Below are 15,494 nucleotides of genomic sequence, written 5' to 3' on the forward strand. Positions count from 1 at the left end.
AACCACTCCAAGCTAGCTCAACTCCAGGCCGCTGCCGCCCCCTTGAACAGCAATCCGCAGCCGAGGAGCAGAACCGTGCACGCGGTGCCCAGCGGAGCCGCGCGATGGGCCAGGGCGAGGAGCCGTCCGCCCGGCCTCCTCGGGGCCGCGAGCAGCGCGGCGGCGCGCTCGCCGAGCCGTGCGGCGAGGACACCAGCGGCGGCGAGCGTGAGGGCGAGTCCGGCGCCGTACGCGAGGACGAGGAGGAAGCCGAACCACGCCTGGCCGAGGGCCGCCGCGCCGACCAGGACGACCACGGCGGACGGGCTGGGCACGAGCCCGCCGGCGAAACCGAGGAGCAGGGTGCCGAGGGGGCCGCGCCGCTGGTCGCCGTGCTGGTGGTGACCGTCGTTTCCCTGGTGCCCGTCGTTTCCATGGCGCCCGTGATGCCTGTGGTGTCGGTCGTGCCCAGGGTGCGTGTGGTGTCCGTCGGTGTCCGCGCCTCGGCTGTGGTCCTCACTGTGCCGCTCGTGGCTGCTCGGGTGAGGTCCGTGGTGCCCGGGGGTTCCCGCGTGAGGGCCGTGAGGGTCATGGCCGTGGCGGTGCTCCTGTCCGGCACGGGAGTGGCCGTGATGGTGGTGATGGTGTGCGTGGGGCGGTAGTCCCCGGCGGCGCCAGGCCCTGCGGACGAGCGCGGCACCGGCCGCCGCCACGAGCGCGCCGCTCGCCACCCCCAGCCACGCCACCACCGAGGGAGCCGCGGCCGATCCGGCCGCCACCAGCCCTCCCAGGGCGAACACCCCGAGCGTGTGGGTGACGGTCACCGAGGCGCCGAGCACGAGGACGTCACGGATCGAGCGACGCCCGCCCGCGGCCGCGGCGGCGGCCATCAGCGTCTTGCCGTGACCGGGCGCCAGGGCGTGCATCGCGCCGAGCCCGGCGGAGACGACGATCGCGAGGGCGGCGAACGGCAGGGTGATGTCCCTGCGTTCCACGAGACCGGTGAGCGCCTGTGTCCAGCGGTCGGCCCCGCGCGGGAGAGCAGGGAAGACGCCGTCCGCGCCCGTACTCCCGTCGTCCGTCAGCGCCGGGCCGCCCGGGACGGCGGTCAGCTCCGCCCGCGTACGGCCCGGCGGTCGTGCGGGGCCGTCCTGCGGATAGTCCGTCAGCCGGCGGGAGGAGGACGCCTCCGGTGCGTCGGACCTCGTCAGCGTCATCCGGTCGCCGCGTGCCGTGATCTCACGCCAGCCCGGGGCGCCGTCACCTCCCGGGGCACGGAAGAGGACGGCCGCCCTCCCGTCCGGCAGCGGGGCCGTCAGCCGGCACTCCACCCGAAGGGTCGGCAGCCCCGCCTGCCCGGGGCGCAGTTCGGCCCGGCTCGCGCCCGGACTGAGCGCCACCGGGCGCCCGTTCACCTCGACGCGCCCCTCATGCGCCGCCCGGGCGCACCGGGCGCGGGCCCAGGAGGGCAGCCGCTCCGGCGTCCGCGAGGACGGGTCGATCTGCGCCGTGGGGATCTCGGCCAGATCCTCCACATGGTCCACCCGCAACTCGCCCCGGGCGACGACCAGTCCGTCGTAGCGGTTCACGGTGAAGTTGCCGAGAGGATGCGCGGTCGCGCTCCCGCCGAGGAGCAGGAACACCCCGGCGACCAGCGCCGCCGTGACGGCGATACGGCTCCGGGCGCGCCGGCCCCCGCCGGTCCGGCGCCCCCTCCGGCTTCCTCCCGTGGTGCCGTGGTCTCCACCGTTCCCACGCCCCGTCCGGTCTTCTCTCCCGGCGCCACGGACGCCGCCGTGCCCGGCGGACCTCACGCGTCCTCCCCGAGCACGCGCCGCGCGGTGGCCGCGCCGAGTGGTGAGAAGGCGGGGTTCAGCCGCAGCGCCTCGGTGAGGGTCCGCCGGGCGGCGGCCCTCTCGCCCGAGGCATGCTCGATCATGCCCCGGTGGTAGAGGAAGGCCGCGTCGCGGTACCCGCTCGCCGTGGCCTTCCGGGCGTACGGCAGCGCCTCCTCTGTCCTGCCCGCCCGGTGCAGCGCCCACGCCAGCGCGTCGGCCGTGTGCACGGTCGGGCGCCGCCGGTACTCCTCCCGGGCCGCGACCAGCGCCGCCGCCCGGTCGCCGTGGCCGGCCGCGGCGAGCACGGTGTCGGAGTCCGGGTTCACCCCGGCCGCGCGGGCGAGCGCGGTCCAGGTGCCGATCAGCGCGTACTGGCGGCGGGCGGGCTCCCGCCGCCCCGCCGCCTCGTACAGCTCGCCCAGCGCCACGGCCCTGCCGGGAAGCGGCGAGCGCGCCACGATCCGCTCGTACTCCGAGATCGCCTCGGCCGTACGCCCCCGTGCCGCGTACGTCCTCGCCCGGCACTCCTCCGCGGCGATGTTCCCCGGCTCGGCGCGCAGCGCGGTCGCGCAGTGGCCGAGGGCGGTGGCGTACCGTCCCCGCGACCAGGCGAGCTGTCCGAGCGCGGTCGCCACATAAGAGGTGTCGGCGGGTGTGCTCGCGGAGCGCAGCGCCAGCTTCAGCACCCTCTCGGCCTCCCCGGTGTTCCCGCGCAGCTCGTGTACGTACGCGAGCCGGGTGAAGACGGGGACGCCGGGGCGCCTGCGGTCCGCCTCCCCGGCGGCCCGCAACGCCTCGTCGTAGCGCCCGAGTTCGACGAGCGCGTCGATACGGACCGCGAGCCCCCGCTCGCTGTACGGGTTGACGGCTACGGCCCGCTCCGCGTCTCTGAGCGCGGCGGGGAAGTCGTGCCGGGCCGCCGCGAGCGAGGCGCGTCCGGCCAGCGCGGTGTCGTTGCCGTCCGGCCGCAGCGCGAGGGCCTCGGCGAACGCCTCGTCGGCGCGGGGGTAGCCGCCGGGGTCGCCGGAGGTCCGCGACCGTTCCACATACGCCGAGCCGAGGGCGGCCCACGCCCCGGCGTCCCGGGGCTGATCGCGCACCCGCGCCTCCAGCGCGGGCACTCCTGACGCGGGTCCGGGGGCGGCCCCCACGGAGTTGGGGGGAGCGGCCCCGTCACCGCCCCACACGGCGGCTCCCGCGCTGATCGCCAGCGCGACCCCGACGGCTCCGAGTCCGGTGGCGACCCGCCGCCGGATGCCGGTGCGCGGAGCGCGGAGGGCTTCGCCGGTCTGCTGAGACATTCTGTCGCCGTCCTCTCGGGTGGGGTTCGTCGGTGAGCGCGCCGGACGGGGGAGCGGGACGCGCGGGCGCTTCGGGCCTCCACCGGAACCGGGGGCGCCCGTCCCGGGGAGCGGGCCGCTCGATGACGGGAGGCGGTGTCGGCCCGCAGCCGGACCGCGTGCCCCGGCCGGGGCTCGGGGAACCCGGGCCGTGCTCCCCGGTCTTGGTTCCGGGGAGCCCGGGTGGTCCCCGGGGAACGGACCGCTCCGGTACGCGGAGGCCCGGTGGCCCGCAGCCGGACCGCGTGCCCCGGCCGGGGCACGGGAACCCGGGCCCCGCTTCCCGGCCTTGGTTCCGGGAGCCCGCTTGCTTCCGGGGAGCGGGGCCCCCGGGGACGGGGAACCCCGGCGGCCCGCAGCCGGAACCCCGTATCGGGCGCGTCCCCGGTCCGGCTTCCCGGACCGCCCGGTCACCCGGAGCCGGCAGCGCTGTCCGGGCGGCGCCCGGCGAACCTCCGGGCCCGGTCCGCCGCGCCCCGCACTCAGTAGTAGCCCTGGTTCCGTGTGCGCCTGCGCCACCAGGCCAGGGCCGTGCCGATCAGCAGGACTCCCACGACCGCGCCCCCCGCCGCCGTGTACAGGACGGTCTCGTCGGTGCCGCCGCCCGACGCCGACGACAGCGAGGCGCCCCCGTTCAGCGCGTCGCGGGAGCCGCCCTTCGCGGCCGGACCGCGCGAACCGGCGGTCGGCAGCGCGACATACGGGAAGCTCGTCCCGAACTCCTGGTCGTTGGCGTCCACCGCGTCGCCCAGATCGTTCGCCGCGCCCACCAGCTCGCCCTCCATGACCTGGAGCGCGATGTCGAGCACATCGTCGGTGAGCCTGCGTCCGTTGGGGAATCCCGCGTTGTCGCCGTCGAGTACACCCAGCCGTTCGGCCCGGGCGGCCGGCGGGACGGCCGTGTTGAGCCGCAGGGTCTCGGCCGGCCGGACACCGGGCGGCTGATTGAGGTCCTTCACACCGGTGAGGAAGACCGACACCAGGTCGTCCCGTGGCTCGGCGGGGGCCTTGATCCGGTGCACGGCCTCGATCAGCCTCGGCAGCTCGGGGTTGGTGACCGACTTCAGGAAGCCTGCGTCGTCACGGGGCGCGGACGCGTTGAACCCGTCCTTGTCCTTCAGCGGGATGACGACCTCGTTGACCAGCGGCATCCCCAGCCGCGACACCTGGGCGAAGCCGCCGCCCGCGGTCCTGCGCCCGGTCGTCGACCAGACACCGATCACCGGCTGCCGGGCGGACTGCCTCAGATAGTGGCTGGGGATCTGGAGGGCGACGGTGTTGACGTTGTAGCCCTTGAGCGTGTCGTTGCCGACCTCGGAGAGATCGCCTCCGTACAGCAGGTCGAAGACCCGCAGATCGAGGAAGAAGGGGTCGTCGGCCTGGCCCGCGAAGGCGGTGATACCGCTGGGCAGCCGGTGGACCGCCTGGTCGCGGAGGTCCGCGTACCGGGGCATGGACGCCTTGCCCACGTTCGACGGCGCCACCCGTACATCGTCGGCGATCTTGGTCGTGGAGTGCACCCGGTGGTGCCGCATCCGGAGGAGGTCGATGTCATAGGTCTGGCCGACGTTGAGGTCCGGGTCGTCGAGGCTGGTGACCGGGCCGGTGTTGTAGAGGAACGTGTCACCGTTCCGGATGCGGTCGGTGAAGGTCCAGCGGTAGACGAGGTCGGCCATCGCGTCGCCGTCGCTGTCGATGTTGATGTCGTACCGGGCGTCCTCGGCGAACCGGAAGAAGTTCGGCCCGCCCGCGGGCTCGGAGAACGGCAGCCAGTTGGCGACCAGCGTGGTGGTGTCCGGCCGGTCGGGGCTGACGAAGGCGTACACATCGGTGTTGTCGAACTGAGGCTGCCCCGAGACCAGCGGGGCCTCCCGGTGGCTGGAGGCGGTCGCCGGCGGGGGTGTGAGAGCACTCACACCGGCGGCGGTCAGCGCCCCGGCCGCCAGTGCTCCGCAGACGAGCGCGGCGAGGCCCCGGCGCCCCCGGACGACCCCGGCGGTACCGGGCCTCCACCCGCTCCTGTCGGTAGCGGTCATCGGTCCCTCCGTTCTGAGCAACGGGTTCGGTTGCCTTGCGCACGCCATTCGTGGCCGTGCGACGGATGGATTGGTGGAGCCCCGAAACTGTCCAACTCGCCCTGGAATCGGATGTATTCGTGGTGATGCCGTCAACTCCGATACCGGAGTGGTGAATCCTGCCGCCGGGATACACGGGTGTCACTGCGGGGCGATAGGGTTAACCTGCCCGGGCCGGGTGCGTCGTCCGGGTGGGCATGACGGTGGGGACTGACGGTGGGGAGTGACATGGAACAGATAACAGTGCGCAGCAGGCCGCGTGTGCCTGCGATCACCTGCGGGAACAGCGCGACCAGCTCGCGTCTCGACAGGCATCTCTCGGTGCTCGGCGGCCCCGCCGTCCCGCAGCGCGAGACGGTCGAGGCGACTTCGCTGATGCGTGAGCTGACCTCACGCGATGTGACGCGCGACCGCAACAAGTCCAAGAGCGGACGGGTCTCCCTCTTCGCGCCGCTGCGGAGACTGCGCCGGACGCTGTTCGGCAGCCGCCGCTGACACCGGGCCGCCGTCCGCCGGTACCCGTACCACTGCCGTCTCCGAACCCTCATGTGGCACCGCCTGTGCGGCCCCGCGCCCAGGCGATCACACTCCCCGGCGCCCGGGACACGGGCGTCCGTCACCACCTCCTCAGGCGATCACGCCGTCCCGGCGCAGCGCGGCCGTCCCCTCCCCGGTCATCCCCAGGGCCTTCAGCAGGGCGTCGGTGTGCTCACCCAGCGCCGGGACCGCTCCCATACGTGCCTCGGGACCGCCCGGCAGGGTGATCGGGGGCAGCAGCGCCTTCAGCGGTCCGGCCGGTGAGCCCACCTCCCGCCAGCGCTCCCGCGCGGCGAGCTGCGGATGCCCCGCCACATCCGTCACCGTGTTGAGCCGCGCGCAGGCGATGCCCGCCGCCTCCAGCCGAGCCACCGCCTCCGTGGTGGAGAGCCGTCCCAGCGCCTCGGCCACCGCCGCGTCCGTCCCGGCGCGGTTGGCGGTACGGGCCGTATTGGTCGCGAACAGGGGATCGAAGCCCAGCTCGGGCCGCTCCAGGACCTGTTCCGCCAGCCGCCGCCACTCGCGGTCGTTCTGCACCGACAGGAGCACCTGTCCGCCGTCGGCGGTCGGATAGGCGTCGTACGGCACGATGACGGCGTGCGCCACACCGGTACGCTCCGGGGGCTCGCCCCCGTGCATACCGAAGTGCAGCGGATGCCCCATCCATTCCGCCAGCGACTCCAGCATCGAGATCTCCACCGGGCCGCCGCGCCCCGTGACCCCGCGCCGCACCAGCGCCGCCAGCACCCCCGAGAAGGCGTACATGGCGGCCGCGATGTCGGCCGCCGGAATGCCCGCCTTCACGGGCTGTCGCGCGGTCCCGGTCACCGACACCAGACCGGCCTCGCACTGCACGAGCATGTCGTACGCCCGCTTGTGCGCGTACGGCCCCCGCGCGCCGTACCCGGAGATGTCCACGGCGATCAGCCGGGGGTGGACCGCGCACAGGGACGCCGCGTCCAGACCGAGCCGGGCGGCGGCGCCCTGGGCCAGGTTCTGGACGAACACATCGGCGTCCGCGATCAGCCTCCGTACGATGTCCCGTCCGCGCGGGTCCTTGAGATCGACGGCGAGGGACTCCTTGCCGCGGTTGCACCACACGAAGTGGGAGGCGAGCCCCCGGGCCGCCGTGTCGTAGTCCCGCGCGAAGTCGCCGCCGTCGGGACGCTCCACCTTGATGACCCGCGCGCCGAGATCGGCGAGCTGGCGGGTGGCGAAGGGGGCGGAGACCGCCTGCTCGACGGCGACGACGGTGATCCCGTCGAGGGGCAGCGGCGATGACGGTGGCTGAGTGCTCATGGTGCCGTGACTACCGTGTGTACGGTGCATTTGTCACGTCCCACCCGGGGGGCTCAGCGCGGTACCCGGCTCAGAGCAGGGCGAACTGACCGTCCGGGCCCTCCTCCGGATGGTCGAGCACGGACGCGGGACGACGGGCGGACCCGGGCGGCGGCAGTACGCCGGGCAGTTCCGTGATCTCGTGGTGGACGCTCAACTCCGCCTGCTGCCCGGCCAGTTCGCCCAGCAGTGCCAGTACGGTGATCAGCTCCAGCAGATCCGAGGTCCACTCCTGGGGCCAGGCCGGCGGGCGGATCGCGTCCAGTGTGCCGGGCGCGGCGGGAGCGGTACGCCGCTCGAACCACAGCTGGAGAACCCGTACGCCCCCGATCCGGAAGTCCCAGGCCGGCGCGGGCACCGGGGAGATACGGCCCTCACCGAGACTCAGCGTCTCCGTTCCCGGCTCGTATCCGATGTCCCCGGGCCGTGCGGGCACGGCGGCGCGCACATACGGTCGGCGCCCGCCCGGCAGCCGGGGCCGCTCACCGCCGCGGGCACCCCGGAGCTGGATCTCCAGCAGGCGCCGTCCCAGTTCCACCCCGGTCAGCCACACCTCGGGGTCGGCGGGCAGCGGCACCCTGCACCCCGAGGCCGAGGGCCGCGCCGCCGCCACGATCCAGGCGAACACCGCGTCCGCGTCGACCGGACGGCCGTAACGGGCCCCGAGCGCCGCGGGCAGCCCGGGCGCGAGATTCGGCTCGGCGCCACCGGGCCTGCGGTACAGCGGGCGGATCCGGCCCGGCCGGCCGGCGGGCGAGTACCCGTCGGGCAACTGCGCGGACACCACGACAGCCGGGCCCGGGGCCTCGGTGCCCGCCGGAAGCGGCCCCTGCTCGACCAGGAACACCTGGTGTCCGTCCGCGACCCGCCACAGCTCCGGGCGGGCCACATCGATCAGCCGGTGGTCCGGGATGATCCACTGCCGGTCGAAGGGGCCGTGGTCCATCCGCACGGGCGCCGGACACCGGCCGTCCTCCCCGGCGAAGGGACCCGTCCCCGTGGTCTGTCCGGGCAACTGGCCGACCGCGCTGCGCGGGGTACGGGCCCGGGTGCCGCCGAACAGCGCGTCCCGCTCGGCACCCCGCGCCCGTACGACCGTGTCCCAGCGTGCGATCAGCGACGCGGCGTCCGGGGCCATCACCCAGGTACGCCCCGTCCTCAGGGGGCGTACGCCCCAGGGCATCAGCTCGTCGAGCATCGGCATACGGACATTCTCCCGGACGCGGCGCGGGGGTCCCTCCGGCGGTGTGACGCACGGAACCGGGGCGCGTACGGGGCCGGAGCGCACCGGAGGACCCCGGCGTTTCCCACCGGAGCGCCGACGGAGAACCGGGCCGCTCCCCGCCGGGGACACGGCACGCGGGATCCCGCCGTTCCCACGGCAAGGGGGATCATTCCGCGTCGAGCGTGACCGAGAAGGAGAACCGGTCCCCCCGGTACCGGATACGCGCCACATCCACGACCCGCCCCGCCGTGTCATAGGTGACGCCCGTGTAGTGCAGGATCGGGCTCAGCAGCGGCACCTGGAGCAGCCGGGCCGTCGGCGGATCCGCGAGCCGGGCCTCCACGGTGTCGGTGATCCTGCCGATCCGTACACCGAGCGCGTCCCGCAGCACCTTCGTCATCGGCCAGCGCTCCAGATCCGCGAGATCCAGCCCGGCGGCGATCTCCGGACGGACCGCGTTCTCCGCCCAGTTGGTCGGCTCGCCGCTGTCGCCGTCGCAGCGCAGCCGGCGGTACGTCATCACCTCGGCCGTGTCCGGGAAGTGCTCGGCCAGTTCGACGGGCACCGGCTCGGGGCCGTGGTCCAGGATCGTCGTGCGCTCGCCCGACTGCTGCGCCACGATCGCGTCGACCGACCCCAGCAGCCGCCGTGGGGCGCCCCGGCGCGCGCCCGGCTCGATGAAGGTGCCGCGCCGGCGGTGCCGGCTGATCAGCCCCTCCTCCTCCAGTTCCTTGAGCGCCTGGCGCATGGTCAGCACGCTCACGCCGTAGTGGGCGGCGAGCTGCTCCTCGGTGGGCAGCCGCAGCGACGCCTCGGGCGCCCGGCCGAGTATGGAGGCGCGCAGCGACTGCGAGACCTGGTACCACAGCGGCAGTTTGCGGTTCAGGACCAGCGAGTCGGGGGCGAAGGAGGAGCTCACAGGGACTCCGTATCAGGACAAGAAATGACGCTCAAGACCCTGCCACACGTTGTCGTACCCCTTCTGCAGCTGATCCGCCCCCGCCGCCTGCCCGGTCACGGTCAGCGGCCAGCGGGTCTCGAACATGAACGCCAGCCCGTCGTCGACCCGCTGCGGCCGCAGCTCGGCGGCGCTCGCCCGCTCGAAGGTGTCCCGGTCGGGGCCGTGTGCCGACATCATGTTGTGCAGCGAGCCGCCCCCGGGCACGAAACCGCCCTGTCCGGCGGTCTTGGCGTCGTACGCGCCCTCGATCAGGCCCATGTACTCGCTCATCACATTGCGGTGGAAGTACGGCGGCCGGAAGGTGTCCTCGCCCACCAGCCAGCGCGGCGCGAAGACCACGAAGTCGACGTCGGCGAGACCCGGGGTGTCGGAGGGGGAGGTGAGGACCGTGAAGATCGACGGATCGGGGTGGTCGTAGGAGATGGTGCCGATGACATTGAAGCGGCGCAGATCGTAGACGTACGGCACGTGGTTGCCGTGCCAGGCGACCACATCGAGCGGGGAGTGGCCGTAGGCCGCGGACCAGAGGTTGCCGCAGAACTTGGTGACGACCTCCACCGGACGCTCCACGTCCTCGTACGCGGCGGCCGGCGCGAGGAAGTCACGGGCGTTCGCGAGGCCGTTGGCGCCGATCGGGCCGAGGTCGGGCAGCTGGAACGGCTGCCCGTGGTTCTCGCAGACGTAGCCGCGTGCCCGCCCGTCCAGCAGTTCCACCCGGAAGCGCACACCGCGCGGGATCAGCGCGATCTCGCCGGGGCGGGCGGCGAGCACGCCCAGCTCCGTGACCAGCAGCAGCCCGCCCTGCTCGGGGACGATCAGCAGTTCGCCGTCCGCGTTGCCGAACACCCGGTCGGTCATGGGGGAGTCGGCGTGGTACAGATGCACGGCCATGCCGGTGCGGCGGGCCGGGTCGCCGTTGCCGCCGAGTGTCCACAGCCCGTCCAGCCAGTCCGTGCCGGGCGCGGGCTCCGGCAGCGGGTCCCAGCGCAGCCGGTTGGGGTCGGGGACGGTCTCGGTGAACGGTCCCCCGCGGATGCCGCCGTTGTCGATGCGGTGGAACGGCGGGTGCGCCGCCGACGGACGGATGCGATACAGCCACGACCGGCGGTTCCGGCCGCGCGGTTCGGTGAACGCGGAGCCGCTCAGCTGCTCCGCGTACAGCCCGAGGGGGGCGCGCTGGGGTGAGTTGCGCCCGATGGGGAGCGCGCCGGGGACGGCCTCCGAGCTGTGCTCATTGCCGAAGCCGGGGGAGTACGTCAGGGACTCGGCCCTCTTGCGGGCGCTCTCCGCGCTCTTTCCGGACCCGGCTGTCCGGCCGGATGCCGGTCCTTCCGGCACCTGTGCCTCTTGCGGTTCTCCCGGCTCATCTGTTCGGCCGGGCTGGTGCGGCCGGTGTGGCTGATGGGGCCCCGTCCCTTCCGGTTGTGCCCTTCCGGACTGCGTCCGCCCGATCCCGCTCATCGTCAGCTCCCGGTACCCGAAGTAATCCTATGGACAACCGTAGGATTGCGGTGAGGTCCCGTCAACGCCATCGGGACGCCATCATGGTCGGCGTGTCCCGCGCTCCTCTCCGCCGTGAACCCGTCCAGCGGCGAGCACCCAGCGGCTCGCACGGATCCTGGACGCGTGCGCCGAACTCCTCGATGAATCGGGTTACGAGAAACTGCCCACGCGTGCGGTCGCCGAGCGGGCCGGGATGCCGATCGGGTCCGTGTACCGCTTTCTTCGGCAATAGGCGCGCTCTCGCGGACGCGGTGGCCGCGCGGAATCCGGACCGGTTCGCCGAGCGGGTCGGCACACGGCTCCCCGCCCTGGCCCCGGGGGACTGGCGGGGGCTCCTGGATGTCGTTCTGGACGAGTAGCTGGCGATGAAGCGCGCGGTTCCCGGGTTCTGTCCGGGGACTTCGGCCAGGGGACTCCGGTGGGCGCGCTTCCGGCCGTCGCGGACCACGGGGCCGGGAACCACCGGGCCGCGGACCGGCTGGTCCTCCTCGTCGCCGCGGGGGCCGGCCGGGAGGTGGACGAGGAACTGTCCCGGGCGGTCCCGGTGGCCGTGGAGGCGGCGGACGCCCTGCTCCAACTGGCGTTCAGGGTCGGCGCGCACGGCGACGAGGGGATCGTCATGGAGACGCGGAGGCTGCTGCGGGCGTATCCGGGCGGTGTGCCGGAGGGCCCGCCCGGTCCCTCGGGCGGCTGAGGGCGGACGAGGCCGGGGCGGTTCGTCCGGGGGCTGGAGGGGACCCTGTCCGGGAATGACCCGCCCGGCGGCCCCGGGAGCCCCCGCCCCCGGGTGCCCTCACCGCCGCCGGAATCAGAGACCCGCCCGTGACCTGGGGTTTTGCTCTTATTGCTCACGCGTCAACATCTTGTTAACGCTATTGGCCGCGTCCTAACGTCATCCGGACCGCCCACCCCCCCCGTGGTAGTTCGAGAATGAACGTTAGGTAACCCCCCATGCTGACAATGCTCGGCTTCGCCATGATCGCGACCTTCCTGGTCCTGATCATGACGAAGAAGATGTCGCCCATCGCGGCCCTGGTCCTCATTCCCGCGCTCTTCTGTGTGATCGTCGGGCAGGGCGCGCAGTTGGGGGACTACGTCATCGAAGGCGTCGGTAATCTCGCCCCCACCGCGGCGATGCTGATGTTCGCGATCGTCTATTTCGGCGTGATGATCGACGTCGGTCTCTTCGACCCGATCGTCCGCGGCATTCTGCGTTTCTGCAAGGCGGATCCGATGCGGGTCGTGGTCGGCACGGCGGTGCTCGCCGCGATCGTCTCGCTGGACGGCGACGGCTCGACCACCTTTATGATCACCGTCTCGGCGATGTATCCGCTCTACAAGCGCCTCGGGATGAGCCTGGTGGTGATGACGGGCGTGGCCGCGACGGCCAACGGTGTCATGAACACCCTGCCCTGGGGCGGGCCCACCGCCCGCGCGGCCACCGCGCTGAAACTGGACGCCGCCGACATCTTCGTGCCGATGATCCCGGCGCTCGCCGTCGGACTGCTCTTCGTCTTCGTACTGGCGTACGCGCTGGGCCTGCGGGAACGCAAGCGGCTCGGGTATCTGACGCTGGAGGAGGCCCTGGAGACCGAGCCGGACACCGAGACCGTGCTGGTGACGGCGGGCGGCGGCGCCGATGACACCCGTACGGCCTCCGGGGCCACGGGCGGCACCGAGTCCTTTGAGGGCGACCACGGTGACGACGGCGCCGAGCACCGGGGCCCGGACACCGGGCGGGACCCGGACCAGGGCGGCGGCCACGGACGCGCCGGCGCGCACGGGGAGGAGACCGGCGGCTTCCAGGGGCTCGACCCCCACCGCGAGACGCTGCGCCCGAAGCTCTACTGGTTCAACGCGGGCCTCACCCTCGCCCTCCTCACCGCGATGATCATGGAGTTGCTGCCCATCCCGGTCCTCTTCCTCCTCGGCGCGGCCCTCGCCCTCACCGTCAACTACCCGAAGATGGCCGACCAGCGGGCCCGTATCGGAGCGCACGCCGAGAACGTCCTCAATGTGTCCGGCATGGTCTTCGCCGCCGCCGTCTTCACCGGGGTCCTCACCGGCACCGGCATGGTCGAGCACATGGCGGACTGGCTGGTCGGCGCCATCCCCGACGGGATGGGCCCGCACATGGCCATCGTCACCGGAGTGCTCAGCCTCCCGCTCACCTACTTCATGTCGAACGACGGCTTCTACTTCGGCGTCCTGCCCGTACTCGCCGAGGCCGGCGCCGCCCACGGGGTCTCCCCGCTGGAGATCGCCCGCGCCTCACTCGTCGGCCAGGCGCTCCATATGTCCAGCCCGCTGGTCCCCGCCGTCTACGTCCTGGTGGGGATGGCCAAGGTCGAGTTCGGCGACCACACCCGGTTCACGGTCAAGTGGGCCGCGCTCACCTCGCTCGTGGTGCTGGCCGCCGGAGTCGCGATCGGCATCATCTGACGGCCTGCCGCCTGCCGCCTGCCGCCTGCCGCCTGCCGCCTGCCGCGTTCCGCCGTCCGTCTCCTGCCTCCTGCCTCCTGTCTCCGTACGGGACTCCGTCCTCGCCTTCGCCTTCGCACAGACAGCGGGGCGGCCGGTGAGGCCCACCGGCTCCTGCCGCGCTCCCACCTTCCCCGGGGTGCGCGGCAGGAGCGTTCCCGCCGGGCGGGTGCCTGCGGCGGCCCGGCGCACGGGGATGCTTCTCGGCCATCCGGGCGCCAGCGCCGACGCGCAGCCCATGGCCGGCGGCGGCTCGGCGTCCCCGGGCCGGGAGCCCGTTTCGGCCAGACGCCCCCAACTGCCCGCCGCCGCCCGGCCCGGACCCGGTCGCCGCTCCGGACCGGGCGACCGCGCGGGAGGGATCTCGCCCCGTGGGGCACCCCACCTCTGCGGCTCCCCCTGGACAGCCGGAGAGCGGCGCCCTGCTCCGTACCCCTGAGAGTCATGAGCCGACTGCCCGGTGACGGCTGCGACAGCCCGCGGCCACCGCCACGGGCCCCGGACCCGGGGACCCGGCCTCGTTCCCCGCGCGACGGTCCTCGCAACCGCCTCCGGCAGGGGGCTGCTGCGCGGTTCACCGCTCCTGCGGCGGCTTTCGTCCCACTTGATGCACTTCTTCTCCGAGGTGCGGCCCGGTATCCCCGAGCCGATTCCCCGGACGGAAAGGGAAATCAGTGGCACGGGCGTTCAACTACCGGCGCAGGCAACAATCCTGCATAAACCCAGAACGCCAACATCATCCGTCCGACTTATTCCCCGACAGGGATTGGTCGGCTAGTTTTCAGGGTCTCAGCCGCTCCCCCACTTCTCGGCGGATACATATGACTCGCGCCATCTCTCTTCGCAATGTCAGCAAGCGCTACGGACGCGCCTCGCGTGCCGTCGACCGTTTCACCCTCGATATCGAGCCAGGAGAATTCGTAGTTCTCCTCGGGCCGTCGGGCTGCGGAAAATCGACAGTGCTCCGCATGATCGCCGGTCTGGAGGAGATCACCGACGGTGAATTGCTTCTCGATGGCGAACCTGCCAACGAGATGCCCCCGCGCGACCGCGCCATGGCCATGGTGTTCCAGAACTTCGCCCTCTATCCGACCATGACCAATCGGGACAACATCGGCTTCCCGCTACGGCTGGAGAACCGCCGCTGGGACCGAAAGCCCCGGGTCGAGGCCACGGCCAAGGTTCTCGGGATCGAGGATGTACTCGACCGATACCCCAGCCAGCTCTCCGGCGGCGAACGCCAGCGGGTCGCGATGGGCCGGGCCATCTCCCGCCGGCCCACGGCCTTTCTGATGGACGAACCGCTGTCCAGTCTTGATGCCAAACTTCGCAACTATTTGCGAGCAGAAATTTCCCAGCTCACCCGGCAGCTGGGCGTCACCACGGTCTATGTCACCCACGACCAGGCGGAGGCGATGTCCCTGGGCGACCGTGTGGCGGTGATGCGCGGCGGTGCCCTCCAGCAGGTGAGCAGCCCGCGCGAGATCTATGCCCTGCCGGAGAACGTCTTCGTCGCTGCCTTCATCGGCACACCCCGGATCAATCTGCTCCAGGCCGTCGTGTACGCCCCGCTGGCCGACCATATGTCGCTTCTGCTGGGCGCCCAGCGTCTGCCGCTGCCCGAACCCCTCCGGCCGGACCACCAGTTGCTCCGTATCCACCAGGGCAAACAGCTCATCCTGGGGCTGCGCTCGGAGGCCGCGAGAATCGCCGCACCCGGCCAGGCGCACCCCGGGGAGGCCCTGCTGACCGGAACCGTGGAGTACGTGGAGTACCAGGGCCACGAGGTGCTGGTGCATCTCGACACCGGCTCCCGGCCCGCCGTGGTGCCGGAGCTGGAATCGGCCCGAGGACCTGAGACGCCCCCGCGCCGCCGTATGACCAGGAATGTGCCGAGCATGCTGAGCCGGCTGAAGGAACGGGCCGCCGCCCATGTCGGGGCGGCCCTGGTCCCGGTGGGGGAGCCGGAACCGCTGCCGTACGGGGCCTATGGACCGTACGACCCCGAGTGCCCGCCCGTCCCGTCGAGCGATCTGGTCATACGGACCAGCCCCGACACCTGGCTGCGCCCGGGCGCGCAGGTGCCGGTGCTGATCGATCTCGCCCAGCTGTACGTCTTCGACCACCGGGGCCGCAGGATCTGCCCGGCGCCCGCCCATCTGCTCGGTTTCGACGTCTGAGTCCCGGCCGTCTCCCGCGGTCCGCTCCCGCCGGGGT

The 15,494-nt window shown here is 72.8% G+C and carries 10 protein-coding genes and 1 pseudogene; 4 read left to right on the plus strand and 7 right to left on the minus strand.

Going from position 1 to position 15,494, the window contains the following annotated elements:
- Positions 1–17: 17 nt before the first annotated feature.
- The 3 genes from ACIBCM_RS15955 to ACIBCM_RS15965 form a co-directional block, all read right to left on the minus strand.
- Positions 18–1,622, minus strand: a complete 1,605-nt coding sequence (locus tag ACIBCM_RS15955) for a hypothetical protein (RefSeq protein ID WP_399243476.1) — start codon at positions 1,620–1,622, stop codon at positions 18–20.
- A 167-nt stretch (positions 1,623–1,789) separates the two neighbouring features.
- Positions 1,790–3,118 carry a tetratricopeptide repeat protein gene (locus tag ACIBCM_RS15960; RefSeq protein ID WP_399243478.1) on the minus strand — a complete coding sequence of 443 codons (1,329 nt, stop codon included), beginning with the start codon at positions 3,116–3,118 and terminating at the stop codon, positions 1,790–1,792.
- Between the two features lie 521 nt (positions 3,119–3,639).
- A complete protein-coding gene (locus ACIBCM_RS15965) occupies positions 3,640–5,193 on the minus strand; it encodes a DUF4331 domain-containing protein (RefSeq protein WP_399243480.1) in 1,554 nt (517 codons plus the stop codon).
- Positions 5,194–5,460: 267 nt separating this feature from the next.
- Between ACIBCM_RS15965 and ACIBCM_RS15970 the strand changes: the two genes are divergently transcribed.
- Entirely contained in the window at positions 5,461–5,727 is a 267-nt protein-coding gene (locus ACIBCM_RS15970; protein ID WP_389271757.1) for a hypothetical protein, read from the plus strand.
- Between the two features lie 132 nt (positions 5,728–5,859).
- Here the strand turns inward: ACIBCM_RS15970 and ACIBCM_RS15975 are convergent, their stop codons facing one another.
- From ACIBCM_RS15975 to hmgA, 4 genes are all read right to left on the minus strand, one after another.
- Positions 5,860–7,068, minus strand: a complete 1,209-nt coding sequence (locus tag ACIBCM_RS15975; RefSeq protein WP_399243482.1) for a CaiB/BaiF CoA transferase family protein — start codon at positions 7,066–7,068, stop codon at positions 5,860–5,862.
- A 70-nt stretch (positions 7,069–7,138) separates the two neighbouring features.
- On the minus strand, positions 7,139–8,311 hold the full coding sequence (locus ACIBCM_RS15980; protein WP_399243484.1) for a type ISP restriction/modification enzyme: 1,173 nt from the start codon (positions 8,309–8,311) through the stop codon (positions 7,139–7,141).
- Positions 8,312–8,498: 187 nt separating this feature from the next.
- Positions 8,499–9,251 (minus strand): GntR family transcriptional regulator, encoded by a 753-nt coding sequence (locus ACIBCM_RS15985; RefSeq protein WP_399243486.1) that lies wholly within the window; start codon positions 9,249–9,251, stop codon positions 8,499–8,501.
- Between the two features lie 12 nt (positions 9,252–9,263).
- Positions 9,264–10,631, minus strand: coding sequence for a homogentisate 1,2-dioxygenase (gene hmgA / locus ACIBCM_RS15990; RefSeq protein WP_399243488.1), 1,368 nt, complete (start codon positions 10,629–10,631; stop codon positions 9,264–9,266).
- A gap of 206 nt (positions 10,632–10,837) precedes the next feature.
- Here hmgA and ACIBCM_RS15995 point away from each other — a divergent pair.
- The 3 genes and pseudogenes from ACIBCM_RS15995 to ACIBCM_RS16005 all read left to right on the plus strand — a co-directional run bounded on the left by ACIBCM_RS15995 (position 10,838) and on the right by ACIBCM_RS16005 (position 15,457).
- Positions 10,838–11,490 (plus strand): annotated as a pseudogene (locus ACIBCM_RS15995) (TetR/AcrR family transcriptional regulator).
- A 257-nt stretch (positions 11,491–11,747) separates the two neighbouring features.
- Entirely contained in the window at positions 11,748–13,238 is a 1,491-nt protein-coding gene (locus tag ACIBCM_RS16000) for a CitMHS family transporter (RefSeq protein ID WP_399243489.1), read from the plus strand.
- Positions 13,239–14,098: 860 nt separating this feature from the next.
- Complete coding sequence (locus tag ACIBCM_RS16005; protein WP_399243491.1) at positions 14,099–15,457, plus strand: ABC transporter ATP-binding protein; 1,359 nt, start codon at positions 14,099–14,101, stop codon at positions 15,455–15,457.
- The last annotated feature ends 37 nt before the right edge of the window (positions 15,458–15,494 follow it).

The sequence above is a fragment of the Streptomyces sp. NPDC051018 genome, from assembly GCF_044456085.1.
In the GTDB taxonomy this organism is placed as follows: Bacteria; Actinomycetota; Actinomycetes; order Streptomycetales; family Streptomycetaceae; genus Streptomyces.

Excerpts from the sequence above, each read along its gene's own strand:
- ACIBCM_RS15960 (WP_399243478.1), bottom strand. The coding sequence starts at position 3,118 with ATGTCTCAGCAGACCGGCGAAGCCCTCCGCGCTCCGCGCACCGGCATC.
- ACIBCM_RS15965 (WP_399243480.1), bottom strand. The coding sequence starts at position 5,193 with ATGACCGCTACCGACAGGAGCGGGTGGAGGCCCGGTACCGCCGGGGTC.
- ACIBCM_RS15970 (WP_389271757.1), top strand. The coding sequence starts at position 5,461 with ATGGAACAGATAACAGTGCGCAGCAGGCCGCGTGTGCCTGCGATCACC.
- ACIBCM_RS15975 (WP_399243482.1), bottom strand. The coding sequence starts at position 7,068 with ATGAGCACTCAGCCACCGTCATCGCCGCTGCCCCTCGACGGGATCACC.
- ACIBCM_RS15980 (WP_399243484.1), bottom strand. The coding sequence starts at position 8,311 with ATGCCGATGCTCGACGAGCTGATGCCCTGGGGCGTACGCCCCCTGAGG.
- ACIBCM_RS16000 (WP_399243489.1), top strand. The coding sequence starts at position 11,748 with ATGCTGACAATGCTCGGCTTCGCCATGATCGCGACCTTCCTGGTCCTG.
- ACIBCM_RS16005 (WP_399243491.1), top strand. The coding sequence starts at position 14,099 with ATGACTCGCGCCATCTCTCTTCGCAATGTCAGCAAGCGCTACGGACGC.